This window comes from Streptomyces sp. CB09001 (genome assembly GCF_003369795.1).
In the GTDB taxonomy this organism is placed as follows: domain Bacteria; phylum Actinomycetota; class Actinomycetes; order Streptomycetales; family Streptomycetaceae; genus Streptomyces.
On record NZ_CP026730.1, the window covers coordinates 746,428 to 764,308 of the forward strand.

General features: G+C 74.1%; 18 protein-coding genes. 8 read left to right on the plus strand and 10 right to left on the minus strand.

Annotation, left to right across the window (positions count from 1 at the left end; all coding sequences use genetic code 11):
* Positions 1–2 precede the first annotated feature (2 nt).
* Positions 3–914 (minus strand): LysR family transcriptional regulator, encoded by a 912-nt coding sequence (locus C4J65_RS03495; protein ID WP_115741048.1) that lies wholly within the window; start codon positions 912–914, stop codon positions 3–5.
* 74 nt (positions 915–988) lie between these two features.
* Between C4J65_RS03495 and C4J65_RS03500 the strand changes: the two genes are divergently transcribed.
* Complete coding sequence (locus C4J65_RS03500; RefSeq protein WP_115741049.1) at positions 989–2,020, plus strand: DMT family transporter; 1,032 nt, start codon at positions 989–991, stop codon at positions 2,018–2,020.
* 507 nt (positions 2,021–2,527) lie between these two features.
* On the opposite strand, the gene C4J65_RS03505 is transcribed toward C4J65_RS03500, so the two are convergent.
* Positions 2,528–3,865, minus strand: coding sequence for an aminotransferase class I/II-fold pyridoxal phosphate-dependent enzyme (locus C4J65_RS03505; RefSeq protein ID WP_115741050.1), 1,338 nt, complete (start codon positions 3,863–3,865; stop codon positions 2,528–2,530).
* 35 nt (positions 3,866–3,900) lie between these two features.
* On the opposite strand from C4J65_RS03505, the gene C4J65_RS03510 reads away from it, so the two are divergent.
* Positions 3,901–4,587 carry a pyridoxamine 5'-phosphate oxidase family protein gene (locus tag C4J65_RS03510; RefSeq protein ID WP_115746281.1) on the plus strand — a complete coding sequence of 229 codons (687 nt, stop codon included), beginning with the start codon at positions 3,901–3,903 and terminating at the stop codon, positions 4,585–4,587.
* Positions 4,588–4,650: 63 nt separating this feature from the next.
* On the opposite strand, the gene C4J65_RS03515 is transcribed toward C4J65_RS03510, so the two are convergent.
* The 3 genes from C4J65_RS03515 to C4J65_RS03525 form a co-directional block, all read right to left on the minus strand.
* Positions 4,651–5,601 (minus strand): EamA family transporter, encoded by a 951-nt coding sequence (locus C4J65_RS03515; RefSeq protein WP_115741051.1) that lies wholly within the window; start codon positions 5,599–5,601, stop codon positions 4,651–4,653.
* 185 nt (positions 5,602–5,786) lie between these two features.
* Entirely contained in the window at positions 5,787–6,791 is a 1,005-nt protein-coding gene (locus C4J65_RS03520) for an EamA family transporter (RefSeq protein ID WP_115741052.1), read from the minus strand.
* A gap of 131 nt (positions 6,792–6,922) precedes the next feature.
* Positions 6,923–7,462, minus strand: coding sequence for a Clp protease N-terminal domain-containing protein (locus tag C4J65_RS03525; RefSeq protein ID WP_115741053.1), 540 nt, complete (start codon positions 7,460–7,462; stop codon positions 6,923–6,925).
* A gap of 197 nt (positions 7,463–7,659) precedes the next feature.
* Between C4J65_RS03525 and C4J65_RS03530 the strand changes: the two genes are divergently transcribed.
* A complete protein-coding gene (locus tag C4J65_RS03530; protein WP_162832940.1) occupies positions 7,660–7,848 on the plus strand; it encodes a hypothetical protein in 189 nt (62 codons plus the stop codon).
* 108 nt (positions 7,849–7,956) lie between these two features.
* On the opposite strand, the gene C4J65_RS03535 is transcribed toward C4J65_RS03530, so the two are convergent.
* The 3 genes from C4J65_RS03535 to C4J65_RS03545 all read right to left on the minus strand — a co-directional run bounded on the left by C4J65_RS03535 (position 7,957) and on the right by C4J65_RS03545 (position 10,506).
* The gene (locus C4J65_RS03535) at positions 7,957–8,610 is read right to left on the minus strand and encodes a PadR family transcriptional regulator (protein WP_115746282.1); all 654 of its coding nucleotides are present in this window, start codon (positions 8,608–8,610) and stop codon (positions 7,957–7,959) included.
* A gap of 100 nt (positions 8,611–8,710) precedes the next feature.
* Positions 8,711–9,397, minus strand: coding sequence for an ABC transporter ATP-binding protein (locus tag C4J65_RS03540; RefSeq protein ID WP_115741055.1), 687 nt, complete (start codon positions 9,395–9,397; stop codon positions 8,711–8,713).
* Positions 9,394–10,506: an ABC transporter permease gene (locus C4J65_RS03545; protein WP_115741056.1), complete on the minus strand. Its 1,113-nt coding sequence runs from the start codon at positions 10,504–10,506 to the stop codon at positions 9,394–9,396. Before C4J65_RS03545 ends, C4J65_RS03540 begins: the two co-directional genes overlap by 4 nt.
* A gap of 174 nt (positions 10,507–10,680) precedes the next feature.
* On the opposite strand from C4J65_RS03545, the gene C4J65_RS03550 reads away from it, so the two are divergent.
* From C4J65_RS03550 to C4J65_RS03560, 3 genes are all read left to right on the plus strand, one after another.
* On the plus strand, positions 10,681–11,895 hold the full coding sequence (locus C4J65_RS03550; protein WP_115741057.1) for a sensor histidine kinase: 1,215 nt from the start codon (positions 10,681–10,683) through the stop codon (positions 11,893–11,895).
* Positions 11,892–12,527, plus strand: coding sequence for a response regulator transcription factor (locus tag C4J65_RS03555; protein ID WP_115741058.1), 636 nt, complete (start codon positions 11,892–11,894; stop codon positions 12,525–12,527). Before C4J65_RS03550 ends, C4J65_RS03555 begins: the two co-directional genes overlap by 4 nt.
* A 228-nt stretch (positions 12,528–12,755) precedes the next feature.
* Positions 12,756–13,565, plus strand: coding sequence for a PhzF family phenazine biosynthesis protein (locus C4J65_RS03560; RefSeq protein ID WP_115741059.1), 810 nt, complete (start codon positions 12,756–12,758; stop codon positions 13,563–13,565).
* Between the two features lie 28 nt (positions 13,566–13,593).
* Here the strand turns inward: C4J65_RS03560 and C4J65_RS03565 are convergent, their stop codons facing one another.
* Together C4J65_RS03565 and C4J65_RS03570 are read right to left on the minus strand one after the other, a co-directional pair.
* The gene (locus tag C4J65_RS03565; protein ID WP_115741060.1) at positions 13,594–14,421 is read right to left on the minus strand and encodes a type II CAAX endopeptidase family protein; all 828 of its coding nucleotides are present in this window, start codon (positions 14,419–14,421) and stop codon (positions 13,594–13,596) included.
* 81 nt (positions 14,422–14,502) lie between these two features.
* Positions 14,503–16,020 carry a glutamate--cysteine ligase gene (locus C4J65_RS03570; RefSeq protein ID WP_115741061.1) on the minus strand — a complete coding sequence of 506 codons (1,518 nt, stop codon included), beginning with the start codon at positions 16,018–16,020 and terminating at the stop codon, positions 14,503–14,505.
* Positions 16,021–16,579: 559 nt separating this feature from the next.
* On the opposite strand from C4J65_RS03570, the gene C4J65_RS03575 reads away from it, so the two are divergent.
* Both C4J65_RS03575 and C4J65_RS03580 read left to right on the plus strand, forming a co-directional pair.
* Positions 16,580–17,164, plus strand: coding sequence for a hypothetical protein (locus C4J65_RS03575; protein ID WP_162833001.1), 585 nt, complete (start codon positions 16,580–16,582; stop codon positions 17,162–17,164).
* A 298-nt stretch (positions 17,165–17,462) separates the two neighbouring features.
* Complete coding sequence (locus C4J65_RS03580) at positions 17,463–17,666, plus strand: DUF5999 family protein (protein WP_030401952.1); 204 nt, start codon at positions 17,463–17,465, stop codon at positions 17,664–17,666.
* Positions 17,667–17,881: the final 215 nt, after the last annotated feature.

The window sequence follows — 17,881 nt, forward strand, 5'->3', positions numbered from 1 at the left end:
TCTCACCCCGCCTCACCCACCTCCCGCGCCGTCGCCCGCAGGGCGTCCACCGCCGCCCGGATCGACGGGCGGCGGTCGGCGTCCGCGCGCCAGACGACGTACACGTGGCGGCGCACCCGCTGCTTCAGCGGCACGGTGACGACCGAGGCGGGCATCGGATGGCGTCCGAGCAGGGGTGCGATGCACACGCCGAGTCCGGCGGCGACCAGCCCGAGCTGGGTGTGGGTCTCGGCTGCGCGATGGCCGACGATCGGCTCGATGCCCTTGGAGCGCAGCGTGAACATCAGCCACTCGTGGCAGAACTCGCCCTCGCCCCACGTGATCCATTCGTCCTCGGCGAACTCGGCGAGGTCCACCTCGTCCCGGCCGGCCAGCCGGTGGCCGACGGGCAGGGCGACATCGGCCGGGTCGTCCAGGAGCGGCGCCTTGACGAGTCCGTCGGGCAGCGGCATCGGCTTGTTGTACCAGTCGAGGACGACGGCCAGGTCCAGGTCGCCGCGCACCACGCCGTTGATACCGCGCTCCGGCTCCAGCTCCGAGGAGCGGATGCGCAGGGCGGGGTGCTCGGCGCGCAGGGCGGCCAGCGCGGCGGGGAAGAGTCCGCGGGCGGCCGTGGGGAACGCCGACAGCCTCAGTTCGCCCGCCACCTGGCCGCGCTGCGCCTCCAGGTCGGCCTGGGCCAGCTCGACCTGGGAGAGGATGCGGGCCGCGTGCTCGGCGAGCAGCCGGCCGGCGTCCGTGAGGCGTACGCCCCGCCCGTTCTTGGCGAGGAGCCGCTGACCGGCCTCCCGCTCCAGCTTGGCCATCTGCTGGGAGACCGCCGAGGTGGTGATGTGCAGGCCGGCCGCGGCGCCGCTGACCGATCCGTGCCGGGCGAGGGCGTCGAGGGTCCGCAGGCGCTCCAGGTTCAACATGTAAGCGATACTACGAGATATTCGGTGCGAATTCTCGATTGTGCTACGAGGATGACTGCCTCATCGTTGCCTGCATGAGCTGCGTCCCGTCCCCCTCCGCCCCCTCCCCGGCCCGCCGCGTCCTCGACTGGCGGCTGCGCTTCGGGCTCCTCTCCCTCGTCTGGGGTTTCAGCTTCCTCTTCATGAAGGTGGGCACCGAGAGTTTCGCCCCGTTCCAGGTCACGCTCGGGCGGCTGGTGTTCGGCACGGCGGTGGTCGCCGCGGCGATGGCGGTGAAGCGGGAGCGGCTCCCGCGCGGGACGTGGACGTGGGTGCACCTGACGGTCGCCGGCTTCCTCCTCAACGCCCTGCCGTTCTCGCTGTTCGCCTTCTCGGAGCTGACCATCCCGTCGTCCCTCGCGGGCATCTGCAACGCGACCTCGCCGCTGTGGGGCATGGCCCTGTCGCTGGTCGCGCTGTCCGAGGACCGGCCGACGCGTCGCCGGGTGGCCGGCCTCGGCATCGGCTTCCTCGGCGTCCTGACCGTGCTGGGCGTCTGGCAGGGCTTCCACGGCCTCGACGTCACGGGCACGGCGCTGGCCCTGCTGGCCTCGCTCAGCTATCCGGTCGGCTGGATCTACGTCCGCCGCACCCTGGCGGGCTCCAGCCACTCCCACCTCTCGCTGACCGGTGCCCAGCTGGGCCTGGCCACGCTGCAACTGGCGGTCGTGACACCGCTGTTCACCTCGGTGCCCACCAGCTTCCCGATGCTCCCCCTGTTGGCGGTCGCGGCCCTGGGCGTCCTCGGTACCGGGCTCGCCTTCCTGATCCAGTACGACCTGGTCGCCGAGGTCGGCCCGACGACGGCCCAGATGGTCACCTACTTCACCCCGGTCATCGCGACGGCCGCGGGCGTCGCCCTCCTCGGCGAGTCGCTGTCCTGGTCGACCCCGGTCGGCGCGGCCGTCGTCCTCGCCGGCGCGGCGCTGACCCAGTCCCGGCCCAGGACCGACCGGCCCAGGACCGACCGGCCCGGGACCGACCGGTCCGGGACGGACGGGGGCGGGGCCACGCCCGCGTCGGAGACTCGGGGGGCGGCGGGGGTACGTCCGGGCTCGCGGGTCTGAGGACGGCGGGGCCATGGGCGTGCCTCGCAGGACGCACCCGGTGGGAACGGCTCGCCGGATCGCCCACCGTCCGTGCCGGCAGCCACTCGCCTCCGGGTTCGCCGGGGGCGGTTCAACGCGGCCCGGAACGCCCTGCGGCAGTGCGCCCGGAGCGAAAGCACGCCCCACGCTGCCCTGGCACGCCCCGCACACCCCGCACGCCTCACACCCCTCGCACGGCCGAGCGGGGTGGCGCGCGGTGGAACGCGACGCCACCGGACACCCCGCGCCGTCGGGCCCCGGCCAGGCACGCGGACCCCGGCCCAACGGTCGCCCGCCGGACCCGGGGAGCACCTACCGGACGCCCTGCGACGAGACCCACGGCACCGGCGCGATTCACCGCTCCGGCCACTCCAGCCCCTCGGGGCGCACTGGGCACCCAGCCGCCCTGACCGCCGTACGAGCACGGCATCCGGCACCGCGGCCACCGGCGGCGAAGCCGGCACCCGGGCCGGCGCGAACCCCGCCTCAGACGTAGCTCCGCGGTGCCCCCGACCCCGGCCCCGTCGCCGCGGCGACCGCCTCCGCCAGCGGTCCGAGGTCGTCCTCCGCCAGCGTCGAGACCGTGATCCGGATGCCGGGCGGCGCGCCCAGGCGGAAGCGGGCGCCGGGGGCGACCGCCCAGCCGGCGTGCAGGAGCCGGGCGACGGCACCCGTCTCGTCCGGCACCGGGATCCACACGTTCATGCCGCTGCGCCCGTACCCGGCGACCCCGTGTTCCGCGAGGGCACCGAGGAGACCGTCCCTGCGTCGCCCGTACACCCCCGCCACCGCGCGGGCGTCCACCGCGCCGTCGGTCCACAGCCGGGCCACGGCCCGCTGGGTGATGCGGCTGACCCAGCCGGGGCCCAGCCGCTGCCGCCCGCGCACCCGGTCGAGGGTGACGGGGTCCCCGGTGAGCACGGCGAGCCGCAGGTCGGGGCCGCAGGCCTTGGCGGCGGACCGGACGAAGGCCCAGTGGCGGGTCGTACCGGCGAGGGGGTGCAGCGGGAGGTCGACGATGCCGTGGCCGTGGTCGTCCTCGATGAGCAGCGCCCCGGGGTGCTCGCGCAGGACGGACCGCAGCGCACGCGCGCGTGCCGCGCCCACCGCGGCTCCGGTCGGGTTCTGCGCGCGGTCCGTGACCACCAGGGCGCGGGCACCGGCCGCCAGGACCCGGCGCACGTCCTCGGGCAGCGGCCCCTGGTCGTCGACCCCGACGGGGACCGTGCGCAGGCCGAGCGCGGGCACCAGGTCCAGGAGGCTGCCCCAGCCCGGGTCCTCGACGGCGACGGCGTCACCGGGCTTGAGATGGGCCGCGAGGACCCGCTCCATGGCGTCCAGGGAGCCGGACGTCACCGCCACGGGCCCGTCCGGCACCCCGTCGGCGTCCAGTTCGGCCCGCGCGACGCGGGCCAGCTCCGGGTCCACGGGCGCGTGCCCGTACAGCACCGGTTCGCGGTCGCCCTGTGCGGCCGCCACGGCGAACACGGGCCCCAGCGCGGGCAGCAACGCCGGGTCCGGATTGCCGTCGGACACGTCGCGGACGCCCGCGGGCACGTCGACGCGGATGAACTCCCGCCCGGTGGTCGCCGGTTTCGCGCGCACCCGGCTGCCCCGCCGCCCGGCCGTCTCGATGACCCCGCGTTCGCGCAGGGTGCGGTAGGCGGCGGCGACGGTGTTCGGGTTCACCCCGAGCCGCTGCGCCAACTCCCGCATCGGGGGCAGGGGTTGCCCCGGTTCCAGCTCTCCCGAGCCCACCGCGCGCTCGACGCTCGCGGAAATCTCCGCTGCGCCCCGCCCTGTGATCCGATACTCTCCTAGCACAAAGTCGATTATGCACTAGTGCAATGGAGATCGCCATGCAGGGGACCACGGGGACGCCGGCGCAGCCCGGCGGCACCTACCCGCCCACCGACCGCACCGTCCCCACCCGCTCCCCCGAGCGGGCCGGGTACGACAAGGAGCTGGTGCACGCGATACTCGACGAGGGGTACGTCTGCCATCTCGGCTTCGTCCGCGACGGCGCCCCGGTGGTCCTGCCGACGCTCTACGGCCGGGTGGGCGAGCGGCTCTACGTGCACGGCTCCACGGGTTCACGCCCGCTGCGGATGACGGGCGCGGCCGACCCGGGTCTGCCGGTGTGCCTGACCGTGACGCATGTGGACGCTCTGGTGCTGGCCCGCTCGGCCTTCCACCACTCGATCAACTACCGGTCGGTGGTGGTGCACGGCACGGCGTACGAGGTGACGGATCCCGAGGAGCGGCGCACGGCCCTGGACGCCCTGGTCGACCACGTCGTCCCGGGCCGCTCCCGCGACTCGCGGCCGGCCAACAAGAAGGAGCTGGCCGCCACCGCCGTGATCCGCCTCGACCTGAACGAGGTCTCCGCCAAGCTCCGCACCGGCGGGGTGAACGACGAACCGGAGGACCTCGCCCTCCCGCACTGGGCCGGTCTCGTCCCGTTGCGCAAGGGGTACGACGCTCCGGTCGCCGACCCGGCCCTGACGCCCGGCACGGCGCTGCCGGACTACCTTTCGGCCGGGTGACACCGGCCCGCGCGGGCGGCGCGGGGCCCGAGGAGGCCTCCGCCGTCGCGCGGGCTCCCGTCGTCACGCGGGCGCCGGCCGCGTCCGCGCCTCCCGCGCCGCCCGTGTCTCCGCCACCGCGAGCCCCGCGACCGAGCCGAGCATCAGCAGCGTGCCGGCCAGGGTCGCCGCCGTGAGGTGCTCGCCGAGCAGCAGGACGGCGAGCGCGGCCGCGCTGACCGGCTCCAGGAGCATGATCACGGAGACGGTCGCGGACCGGACGACGGCCGCGCCGGCGAAGTAGAGCCCGTAGGCGAGCGCGGTCGGGACGGCCGCGACGTAGGCGAGGAGCCACAGGAGCCGGACCGGTTCGGCGGTGTGCGGCAGCAGGCCCTCGGCCAGGGCGAGCGGCAGCAGGCACAGGCTCGTGACGGCGAACGCCCCCACGGACGTACCGGCCGCGTCGGCCCCGCCGTCCCGGCCCCACCATCGGGTGAGCAGCGTCATCACCGAGTACCCGGCGGCGGACAGCAGCGCGAGGAGCACACCCGACAGCCGGACGGTGGCACTCCCGCCACCGAGGACGAGCACCAGGAGCCCGGCGAGGGCCCCGGCCACGGCGGCGGCACCCGCCGCTCCCAGATGCTCACCGAGGGCGAGGCGCGCACCGAGGGCGATCAGTACGGGCCCCGCACCGAGGGTGACCACCGTGGCCACGGCGAGTCCGGTGGACTGCACGGCGGCGAAGTAGGCGGTCTGGAACACCGCGAGCCCGATACCGGTGACGACGGCCCGCAGCGACTTGCGGGCGAGCGGTTCGCGGACCGCGGGGCGCACCCGCGGGCGCAGCGGGCGGACGGCGAGCAGCAGCACGAGCCCCACCGCGCAGCGCCAGAACGACAGGGCGACGGGCCCCATGTCGCTGGCGCGGTAGACCAGCGAGGCGGCGGCACCGGCGGTGCCCCAGGCCACACCGGCGACGATCAGACAGAGCAGGCCACGCCCTACGGGCAGGCCGGAGACGGCATTCGACACGAGTTCTCTCCGCAGACGCGCACGAGGCGCGGAAGTTCGGGGCGGCCCGGAACGACCGGGGCGCGAGGACTTCGTCTGCGGGCAGCACCGTCCGGCCCGGCGACAGTGCGCCGGGCTCGCTACAGGGCCCGCCTCAGGCGGCCGGAGGCGGGAGGACGAGCGCGTCGGAATGCATGAACCGCACCCTAGGTCGGCGTCCCCCGGCTCGACAACTCCCTTTCGGGACCGCCACCGGCCACCGGGTCCGCGGAGCCCTTCGCCGGGGTCGAGGACTGGGCGATGAAGGCGCCCGCCAGCACCACGACGCCGCCGACGACCTGCGGGGCGGAGAGGTGCTCGCCCAGCAGCACCCACGCCAGGACGGTCGCGATGACCGCTTCCAGGCAGGCCACGACCCCGGCGACCTGCGGCGACAGCCGACGCACGGCCACGATCCCGGTGACGTAGGCGAGCACCGTGGCGATGAGCACGATCCAGGCCAGCAGCAGGGCGGCGGCGACGGGCGTGCCGTCCATGGGGGCCGTGCCGGCGAGGACGGACCAGTCCATCGACCAGGGGCGGGCAACGACGGTGAGCACGGCGGCGCCGACGAGCAGGCCGTAGGCGATGACGCCGAGCGGGTCGGGCGCCTCCTCGCCGGCGTCGCTGCCCTGGTCGGACAGGACGAAGTAGCCGACCTGGCAGCACGCGGCACCGAGGGCGAGCAGCAGTCCGAGGGCGTCGAATCCCAGCCCCGACCAGACCTCGACCACGCAGGCGAGTCCGCCGACGGCCAGGACCACACCGAGCGCAGCGGCCCGCGTGACCGGCCGCCGCTGCACGAACCGCACCCAGCCGAGGACCAGGGCCGGAGCCAGATACTCGACCAGCAGCGCGACGCCGACGGGGATGCGCGAGATGGCGGCGAAGTAGCAGGCCTGCACACCGGCCACGGCGAACAGCCCGTATCCGGCGACCAGCGCGGGGCGGCGGCGCGGCAGGGCGCGGTGGCGCACGGCGAGCGGCAGCATCACCAGGGCCGCGCCGGCGACGCGCAGCCAGACCACGTGGAGCGGATCGAGTCCGGCCTCGATCAGCGGTTTGGCCGCGACTCCGGAACCTCCGAAGGCGACCGCGGAGGCCAGTGCCAGGCCGAGCCCGGTGCCCTTGCCGCGGCTGCCGCGGACGTTGTCAGACGTATGCACCGGCACATGATGACAGGGGTCGACATGACCGTCACCCCCGATGACACCTGTCTCGCCGGCTGGACGGCGCAGTGGCGCACGCGCGGGAGGTACGCGGGAGGGAGAGGGAAGGGACGCGGGAGGGGACCAGGACGTGCTCAGGGCGTCGGCTCGAAGTGGCTCTCCACTCGGGCGAGCACGGTGTGCGGCTCGACGGCGGCGCGGGCCAGCACCTCGGCGGCGCGCGTCCGCGGGTCCGCGACCAGGGCGGCGAGCAGGTCCGGGCCACCGGCCCGGACCGCCCCGCGCCGGGCCGCCCGTGCGCACGCGTCCTCCATGGCCGCCGCGGCGGGCGGCGAGAACCCGGCGGCTCCGGTCACGACGGGTACGGCGCCGGAGTCCTCGACGGAGCTCTGCCAGCGCAGGCCGTAGCCGATGCTGCGCTGCACGAGGTAGCCGAGGACGCGGACGACCCGCGGGCCGTCCCCGAGCAGCTCGCGGGAGTCCGCGTCGCATTCGAGGAGCGAGTGCAGCAGATGGGCCGTGTCGATCTGCCGGTCCCCGTCCCGCACCGCCCGGCGGCGGGCGCCGGAGACCGCGGAGGCCAGTTCCACGCCGAACCGGTCCTCGAGGTCGGTGCCGTCCGGCCACCGGCCGCCTTGCTCGCCGGCCGACTGCCGGGGGATACGGGGTTGCACATCCCCAGCTCATCAGTCCCACGGAGCCCGGTCATCCCCGAAGGGAAGCATTTCGCCGTCCCACGCCGAGTGGACCCGCCCGGACAGATCTCCTCCTTGCGGATGAGATCAGGCCGTTTCGGCCCGGCGGGCGCGCGCCGTCTTGCCACACGCCCCCCGGGGCAACCGAAACGTGTCCCCGCGGGTCGAACAGGGGCATGAGGAGCAGGTGCTGGCTCGTGGCGCTGCCCGCCGTCGACGGCAGGCAGTACGTGTACCGGGTGGACGCCCCCGCGGAGGCGCTGCTCGCCGACCTGTTCTGGGAGGCGTGGCACTGCCACGACGAGAGCGCCTTCCCGCGCGCGTGGGACGTCTTCGACACGGCGGTGATACGGCGGGTCGACTGAACGCCCCGCGAACGCCCTGCCGGGCACGAGCACCCGGGACGCGAAGGTGCCCCGCGGATCCGCTCCGCGGGGCACCGTCGTCCTCGTCCGCAGCGGTGCTCGCCTGCGTCAGTCCTCGTCGGCGAGGATCAGGTACAACTTCTTGCGGGCGTCGCCGATGACGGCGAGCGCCTTCTCCCGCTGTTCCTTGCTGCCGGTCTTCCAGACCTGGCCGAAGGCCTCCATCAGTCCGAATCCGGCCTGCCGGATGTCATTGAGGGCCTCCCAGTCGACGCCTCGCGAGGCCTCCTCCCAGGGCGCCTCCGGGCCTTCCTCGGCCGCGGTGCGGCCCGCCTCGGTGAGTGCGAAGAGCTTCTTGCCGCCCTCGCTCTCGCTGGCGATCAGCCCCTCGTCCTCCAGCAGCTGGAGGGTGGGGTACACCGAACCGGGGCTGGGCTTCCACGCCCCGCCGCTGCGCTCGGCGATCTCCTGGATCATCTCGTAGCCGTGCATCGGCCGGTCCTTCAGGAGGGCCAGGATCGAGGCGCGTACGTCGCCCCGCCGTGCCCTTCCCCTCGGTCCGCCGCGCCCTCGGCCGCCCCAGGGGCCACCGTGCCCGAAGCCGGGTCCGAAGGGACCGCCGGGGCCGCCGCCGGGACCACCCGGCCCGAAGGGGCCGAACGCCGCACGCCGGCCGTCGAAGCCGCCTCGCCCGAAGGGGCCGCCCTCTCCGTGGCCGGGGCCGTGTCCACCGTGTCCATGCTCGTATCCGTGGTTACGCATCGCCATCACTCCATTCAGTCGTTGATCTGTCGCGATGCCTCAACGATATATCGGAAGAGGTTCCGTGGCAAGGCCTGCCGACCGGGTCGGGTGCCGGCGGTCAGCCGCCTCCGCATGCCGGCACGCGGAGGCGGCCGTCCTGGACCTCGGCGATCCGGTCGGCTGCGGTGAGGTGGGTGCGGTCGTGGGTGACCAGAACGGTGGCGCTCGCCCGCTGGTGGGTGAGGCGGGTGATCAGTGCGATGACGGCGGCGCCGCGCTCGTGGTCGAGGGCACTCGTGGGTTCGTCGACCAGGAGGACGGTGGGGTCGTTCATCAGGGCCCGGGCCAGGGCGACGCGCTGGCGCTGGCCGCCGGAGAGCTGATGGGGACGGCGGCCCGCCTGTCCGGCCAGCCCGACCGCGTCGAGGAGCTCCATCGCCCGGCCCCGGGCGGCGCGCGGCCTGCGGCCGTCGATCCGGGCCATCACCTGCAGTTGTTCGACGGCGGTGAGGGAAGGAAGCAGGTTGGGCTGCTGGAAGACGATGCCGATCCGGTGGCGGCGCAGTGCGGTCAGCTCGCCGCGGCTCAGGCCGGTGGTGGGGGTGCCGTCGACGGTGACGGTCCCGGCGTCGGGCGTGATGAGCGTGGCGGCGACGGCCAGCAGACTGGACTTGCCGGAGCCGGAGGGTCCGACCACGGCGGTCAGGCTGCCCCTGGGGACCTCCAGGCTGACCCGGTCGAGCGCGGTCAGGCGCTCCCCGCCGTCGGGGTAGGTGAGGGTGACGTCGGTCAGGTGCAGGCTCATCGGGCGCTCCCCAGGGCGGTCAGCGGGTCGACGGAGGTGATCCGGCGGATGGACAGGGCGGCTCCGAGCGCGCCGAGGAGGACCATCACGGCGGCCGGGAGGAGCACGGTCGCGGGAGTGAGGAGGAACGGCACGGACGAGCCCGCGGCGAGGGCTCCGAGGGCCGCGGCGGCGCCGGTGCCGAGCAGGGTGCCGCCGACCAGCAGGACGACGGCCTGTCCGAGGGCGTCCTTGAGGAGACCGGCCGTGGAGGCGCCGAGCGCCTTGAGGACGGCGACGTCACCGCTGCGCTGAATGGTCCACACGGTGAAGAAGGCGCCGACGACGAGCGCGGAGATGGCGAACAGGAAGCCGCGCATCAGCTGCAGGGAGCCGTTCTCGGAGGTGTAGGAGCCGATCGCGGACAGCGAGTCGGCGGTGGCGACGGTTGTGGTGCCGGCCTTCTCGTCGACGGCCGCCAGGTCGGCCTCCGAGGTGGTGTGCAGCGCGATGACCGTGGCAGTGGGTCCGTCCTCGCCACCACCGGCGTTCGCGCCGTCGCCGCCGGTGGGAGGCGCGGCCTTCCGCCACACGTCCAGGCTGGTCCAGACGACCGGGGTGTGGCTGAAGAAGGCGTCCCCGCGCACCGCGGCCACCCTCAGCCGCTGCCCGGCCAGGGCGAAGAAGTCGCCGCGCCGCACTCCGAGATCGTCGGCGGCCGTGGTGGACAGCACCGCCGCGCGGTCGTCGATTCCGCCGCCGTCGGGGGCGAGGCGGGAACCCGGCCGCACGCCGAAGGCGGAGACGCCGGCGCTCCGGTCCCCCGCGGTGGCCTTGGTGGTCGTGATGCCGAGCGGTTCGGCGCCCTCGACGCCGGGGGCCTCGGACCACTGCCGCCACTGCCGCTCGGTGACCGTGGAGTCGGCGTACGACAGGTCACCTCCCCCGCCGGGAGCCCGGAAGGCGATCCGGTCGGCGGGCAGGTCCGTGATGGCGGAGGTGTTCTGCCGCCCCAGTCCGGCCGTGAGTCCGGACAGCAGCCCGACCAACAGGGTGATCAGCACGATGACGGTCCCCATCAGGGCGAAGCGCCCCTTGGCGAACTTGAGGTCTCTCCAGGCGACGAACACGGCCTCGGCCTGTCCTTTCCGACGGTGGAAGCGGTACGGCCCCAACCGTCGCCGCCGGCCCCCCGCAGGCGCGTCCGGCGCAGGAGGTCACTTCCCGGGCCGGAAGGCGGCACGCGGGTTGTAACTTTCGATGGAGGCTCCGGGGCGTCGGCCTTTCGTAGCCTTGGACGCACTGTGAACGTTTCCGCCCCCGCCCCGACCCCGACCACCCGGGCCCTGGCCTGGTGCCTGCACCTGCTGGTCGTCGGGCTGCTCGTCCTGGTCGCCGCCCGGGCCGTGACGGACGGCCGGTCCCCCGCCGGACCGATCGTCGCCGTCGCGGCGGCCTGCGGCCTGGTGTACGCGGCCGGGCCGCTCCTGCCCCGGGTGCGGCTCGTCCGGCGGGTCGCCGCCTGGTGGCTGGCGGCGGTGGGCGCCGTCTGGCTGGTGCTGCTGGCGCTGTCGCCCGAAGCGGTCTGGGTCGCCTTCCCGCTGTACTTCCTCCAGCTCCACCTGCTGCCGCGCCGCGCCGGACTGGCCGCCGTGACCGCCACCGCCGTGGCGGCCGTCGCCGGGTTCGCCGCCCATACCGGCTCCTTCGGCCCGGCGATGGTGATCGGTCCGGCGCTGGGCGCCGCGGTCGCCGTGGCGGTGGTGTGGGGCTATCAGGCCCTCTACCGCGAGAGCGAACGGCGCAGAGGGCTGATCGAGGAGCTGACCGCCACCCGCGCCGACCTGGCCCGGGCCCAGCACACCGCCGGTGTGCTCGCCGAGCGCGAGCGGCTGGCCCGCGAGATCCACGACACGCTCGCCCAGGGCCTGTCGAGCATCCAGCTGCTGCTGCGCGCCGCCGAACGCGCGCTGCCCGAGCGGCCCGGTGCCGCCGCCGGCCACGTCGTCGCGGCCCGGCAGGCCGCCGTGGACAATCTCGCCGAGGCCCGCCGCTTCGTCGCCGCCCTCACCCCGCCCGCCCTGGAGGGCACCACGCTGGCCGACGCCCTGGAGCGCCTGTGCGCCACGGCCCGCGTCCGGCACCGGATCACCGCCCGCTTCCACCTCGCCGGCTCCCCGGTCCCGCTGCCGACCGCCCACGAGGTCGCCCTCCTGCGCGTCGCCCAGTCCGCCCTGGCCAACACGGTCCGCCACGCCGACGCCGGCACGGCCGAGATCACCCTCAGCCACCTCGGCGACCACGTCGCCCTGGACGTCGTCGACGACGGCACCGGCTTCGACCCCGACGAGCTGCCCCCGCCCGACCCGGAGGCGGGCGGCTTCGGGCTGGCCGCCATGCGCGCCCGCGTGGACGCCCTGGGCGGCACCCTGTCCATCGAGTCCGCGCCCGGTCACGGCACCGCCCTGACCGCCCGGCTGCCCCTCACCCCGCCCACCGAGCCCGAGGCCCGCCCGTGACCGACAGCCCCGTCCGCCTGCTCCTCGCCGACGACCACCCCGTGGTCAGGGCCGGGCTGCGCGCCGTACTGGAGACCGAACCCGGCATGGTGGTGGTGGCCGAGGCGGCCACCGCCGAGGAGGCCGTCGCGCGCGCCGCGCGGGGCGACATCGACGTCGTGCTGATGGACCTGCAGTTCGGCGGGGGAATGAACGGCGCCGAGGCCACCGCCGCCATCGCCGCCCGCCCCGGGGCCCCGCGGGTGCTGATCGTCACCACGTACGACTCCGACGCCGACACCCTGCCCGCCATCGAAGCCGGCGCCACGGGCTACCTCCTCAAGGACGCACCGCCCGAGGACCTGGCCGACGCCGTACGCACCGCCGCCGCCGGACGCACCGCGCTGGCGCCCGCCGTCGCCGACCGGCTCATGAACCGGCTGCGCACCCCGAGCACCACCCTGACCCGGCGCGAGACGGAGGTCCTGGCGCTGGTGGCCGGTGGTCTGTCCAACCAGGCCATCGGCCAACGGCTCCACCTCACCGAGGGCACCGTCAAGTCCCACCTGGCCCGCGTCTACGCCAAGCTCGACGTCGACTCGCGCACCGCCGCCGTCGCCACCGCGGCCTCCCTCGGCCTGATCCGCCGCTGACCGCACGCGCGCGGCGTCGAAGCCCGCACATTCCGCGAATCCGCAAGAAGACCGACCTCGCAAGAAGGCCAACCCCACGAGACGGCCGACCCCACGAGAAGGCCAACCCGTGAGACGGCCAACCCCACGAGAAGGCCAAGCCGCGAGACGGCCAACCCCACGAGAAGGGGTCCAGCACTCCGGGATTGGCCTTGGTCCACGGCCCGGGGCAGGCTCTAGCGTCGGGCCATGCGCATCCGAATCGTCGACGCCTTCACCGACCGGCCCTTCGCCGGCAACCCGGCCGGGGTCCTGCTCCTCGACGCCTTCCCGGACGACGACCGGCTCCAGCGGGTCGCCCTGGAGGTCAACCACTCCGAGACCGCGTTCGCGCACCGCCTGCCCGCGGGCGGCGAGGCGGACTGGGCGCTGCGCTGGTTCACGCCGGCCACCGAGGTCGCGATGTGCGGCCACGCCACGCTCGCCACGGCGCACGTCCTGCACACCACCGGCGCCCACGAGGGGCCGGTGCGGTTCGCCACCCGCAGCGGCGTCCTGGTGGCGACGCCCCGCGAGGACGGCTCGTTCACCCTGGACTTCCCGACCGCGCCGCTCACCCCGGTCGGGGCACCGCCGGGCCTCGCCGCGGCCCTCGGCTCCGAGCCCCGCACCGTCCTGGACACCGGGCCGAACGTCGGGGACCTGCTGGTCGAGGTCGCCGACGAGAAGACCGTCCGCGGCCTGACGCCGGACCTGGAGGCACTGGCCGCCCACTCCGAGCGCGGCGTCATCGCCACCGCCCGCGCCGAGGACCCGGCCCGCGGGTACGACTACGTCTCCCGCTGCTTCTTCCCCAACGTCGGCATCGACGAGGACCCGGTCACCGGCAGCGCGCACACGGCCCTGGCACCGTTCTGGTCCGAGCGCCTCGGCCGCCCCGACCTCACCGGGCTCCAGGCGTCGTCCCGCTCCGGCCGGGTGCGCACGGAACTGCGTGGCGGGCGCACGCTGCTGAGCGGGCACGCGGTGACGGTGATCGACGGCGAACTGCTGGCCTGACCCGGCGGCGGGCGCGGACCCCGGCCGGTCACGCCGTCGGCAGCCAGTCCACCTTCCCGGCAAGCAGCCCGTAGCCGACGAAGGCCCCGATGTCGAGCAGCGAGTGCGCCACCACCAGCGGGCCCACGCGGCCCCAGCGGCGGTACAGGTAGACGAACACGACGCCCATCACCATGTTGCCGACGAACCCGCCGATCCCCTGGTAGAGGTGGTACGACCCGCGCAGCACCGAACTGGCCGCCAGGGACGCGCCCGCGCCCCAGCCGAGCTGGTCGAGCCGGCGCAGCAGGTAGCCGACGACGACGACCTCCTCCAGGACGGAGTTCTGCACCGCCGAGAGGATCAGGACGGGGTACTTCCACCACACGTCGGGCAGGGCCTCGGGCACCACGGTGAGGTTGAAGCCGAGGCCCCGCGCGGCGAGGTAGAAGGCGATGCCGGTGCTGCCGATGACGGCGGCGACGGCGGCCCCGCGGCCCAGGTCCGGCCACGGACGGGTGCGGTCGAAGCCGAGGGTGCGCAGACTGCGCCCCTCGCGCAGCAGGAAGTGCGCGACGAGGGCGACCGGGACGAGCGCCGTGGTGATCCCGAAGAGCTGCCAGGCCAGGTCGAGCCAGGGGCGGCCGGGCGCGGCGGAGGCGTTGAGGGTGGCCGCCTGGTCCTTGAGCCCGCCCGGCCGGGTGACCGAGCCGATGAAGCTGATGAGTGCGGACACACCGCTCGCACCGAGCGACAGCGCGAGGACGAGCAGCGTCTCGTCACGCAGGATCCGCCGCGTAGACCGCTCCTCGGTCAAGGACTGCTCGCCGAGTCGCTTCTGAGGGAACGCATCGTCCACCGGGCCCGCCTCCGCCATGCACACCTGCCTCCAGCTGGGACGTCACAGCTTGCCCGATCAGTATGGGGCGGCGCGCGGCGGGGGCGGGTCGGGCGGCGGTCAGCTCAGCGGCACCGGTTCCGGAAAGCCCACCGGCCACAGGTGCACCGGCTCCCCCTCGCGCATCAGCTCGACGTACCGCCGGGTCGTGGCGGCCAGCGCGGCCTCCCGGGACAGTCCGGCCTCCAGCGCCCGGTGGAACGTGGCCGCCTGCCAGGAAGCGCCGTTGGCCCGGCGCCGGCACCGTTCCTCGATCACGCCGAGGTAGAGGTCCCGGTCGGCCGGCTCCACCCCCCAGGCGTCGAGACCGGCCTCGGCGAGCGGCAGCAGTTCGTCGCGTACGAGGACGGCGGCGTCGACCTCGGTGGTGCCGCCGAGCCGCCCGCGCCGGGGCCACTCGAAGCGGGCGTCGATGCCGTGGCGGCAGGCGGCCTCGAAATTGGCGGCGGCGGCCTCGAACGGCATTCGGGTCCACACCGGCCGGGGCTCCTCGGCCAGCGCGCGCACGACGCCGTAGTAGAAGGCCGCGTTGGCGATGACGTCGGTGACCGTCGGCCCCGCGGGCAGGACGCGGTTCTCGACGCGCAGGTGCGGGACGCCGTCGGCGATGTCGTAGACGGGGCGGTTCCAGCGGTAGACGGTGCCGTTGTGCAGGACGAGTTCGGACAGGGAGGGCACGCCGCCCGCGTCGAGGACGTCGAGCGGGTCCTCGTCGTCGCAGATCGGCAGCAGCGCCGGGAAGTAGCGCCGGTTCTCCTCGAAGAGGTCGTAGGCGGAGGTCACCCACCGCTCCCCGAACCAGGTGCGCGGCCGCACGCCCTGGGCCTGCAGTTCGGGCGGGCGGGTGTCGGTGGACTGCTGGAACAGCGGGGGCCGCGACTCGCGCCACAGTTCGCGGCCGAAGAGGAAGGGCGCGTTGGCGCCGACGGCGATCTGGGCGGCGGTGACGGCCTGGGCGGCGTTCCACACGTCGGCGAAGCGGTCCGGGGTGACCTGGAGGTGGAGTTGCACCGAGGTGCAGGCGGCCTCGGGGGCGATGGATTTTGATGTGCAGGTCAGTCGTTCGACGCCCTCGATGTCGAGGGTGAAGTCCTCTCCGCGGGCGGCCACGATCTGTTCGTTGAGCAGGGCGTAGCGGTCGACGGCGGAGAGATTGGACGAGACCAGGTCGTCCCGGTCCAGCGTCGGCAGAATGCCGATCATCGCGATTCCCGCGTCGACCTCGCCCGCCTTGCGGTCCGCATATGCCAAGGACGTACGGATCTCCTCGGCGAGCCGGTCGAATACCCGGCCGCCCAGGCGGTGGGGGGCTATGTTGACTTCCAGGTTGAACATGGCGAGTTCTGTCTGGAAGTCACGGCTCGCGATGCGCTCGAGGACTTGTGCATTCAACATTTTCGGCATCCCGTCGGCACCGACGAGATTCAATTCGATCTCCAGCCCCATCAGGTTCTTCGGGCGGTCGAACCGCTTCTCCGCCAGAAGTCGCTCCAGGCCCGTCAGGCACCGCTGGAGCTTCTCGCGGTAGCGCTGGCGATCGGACAGGTCGAACTGACCCGCCACGACCTTCTCCCCCATGGAAGAGTCCCTTCTCGGAGCGATGAGTGGAAGATCCGGCCGCCACTGGCCGGCGGCCGGTCAGGTGGAAGGATGCCCAGCCGAAGCGATCGATAACGTCCCCGCACCGGCCCGGCAGCCGCTACGCTGTGCCGGTGTGACCGGTGGCACATTCACCGGGCATGGCACGTCGAGCAGTTTCCCGGGTCGACAACTCGTGAAAAACGCCGACGACAATTGGCCGACCGCTCGGTGAACATTCCCCGAGGTCACCGCCGTGTACCCGGTCCGAAATGCGGAGGATTACCGCATGTCGACGGCCGAATGCAACCTTGTACTGGTTACCGGAATCGGCTAGCCGAAACACAGTCTGAACACATGTCGTATAAACTCCGCGGACAGGCAGTGGACCGGCGCCCACGGTCGCAGGATCCTGCCGTCGAGCTGACGCGCGGCAGGCCTCTCCCACTTCTCGGTTCCCGGACCCGGCCCCTGCCTCTCCCAGCCCTGTGAGCCGACAACGTCGTCCGCCCAGCTCCGCCCTCGCGCCACCGTGCCTTCGAATGAGAGGCGACCCATCATGCCCCTGCGTGTCCCCCCGGCCCCCGCGCCCGCCCTGCGTTCCGTCCTCACCGCCCTCTCCTCGCCCACCGCGGTCCGCGAGGCCCGGACCCCCGCTCTGCTCGGCGCCCAGGGACCCGCCACACCCGAACTGCCGCTTCCCGTGCACGTCCTCGACCGGGTCACGACGGAGGGCGCGGCGGCGACGCGGCTGGCCGGGTGGCGGTTCCACATCAGGTTGGGCGACCGGGCGGTGGCGGCGGCGGAGACGATGCTGACCCCCGACGGCTGGGCGTTCTCGCACTTCTTCGAGGGCCCCTACGTCGCCTCGACCGAACGCGCACTGCGGCAGGCCGAGGCGGTGCCCCAGCCCTACCAGCCGCGCCTCCTGTCGGTGCCCGAGCTGTACATGCTCACGCTGTGGCTGCACGGCGACTGCACGGCGGACGCCGCCGCGGGACACCCCGCGGCCACCGATCTGCTGGTGCCGCTGGCGCCGGCCCCGCCCGGCATCGCGGCGCACCGGCCGCACCGGGTCGCCGAACTGCTGCCGGTCCTCACGCACCGGGTGACGCCGACGCGGTTGCTGGGTTCTCCCGCCTGACCTGCCCCGCTCCCCGCTCCCCGCGCCGTCGTCCCGTCGCCACCCGCGCGGACTAGCTCCATTCGGCCATGCCGAACCATCCGAAGTGACAGTGCGGTTCGGCTGAACCGTCCGCGCGGGTGATGCGTCATCAACCTGTGAGAAGCGGTGCTGCGAAATGCCTGCGGATCGAGGCCCGCGGGGCAACACTGGGTTCCGAACGACTCGACAACGGGGGGCGGCCATGAACGAGGCTTCACGCCGCAGGACAGACAACACAGCGAACCCATCCATCACCACAGACCGAGAGACCCCACTCATGTGTCAGCACCAGCCACCGTGCCCCTCAGCCGTCTCCGCCGACCGGGAGTCCGCCCGTCTTGTGGCGCACCACCCGGAGCAGGGCTGGAGCCTGCTGTGCAACGGCGTCGTCCTCTTCGAGGACACCGGTGAGCTACTGCCGGACGGTCAGGTCATCGCCCCGCACCGTCCCGTCGGCGCGGGCCTGACCACCGCCGCCTGACCACCGGCCGGGCGAGGACGTCCCACTGCGCCCGGTGCATCACGGGGCCGGCCCGCAGCCACGGCTGCGCACCGGCCCCCACGCGTGTCCAGGGCCGCTCACTCCGCGTAGCCTGCCCGCCCGGACCTGGTGACTGCCCGGTTTCCGGGACCGGAACGCCTTCCCCCGAGCACCCGGTTTCCGGAAGACTCCGGGAAGTCCGGCGGTCGGCGCCG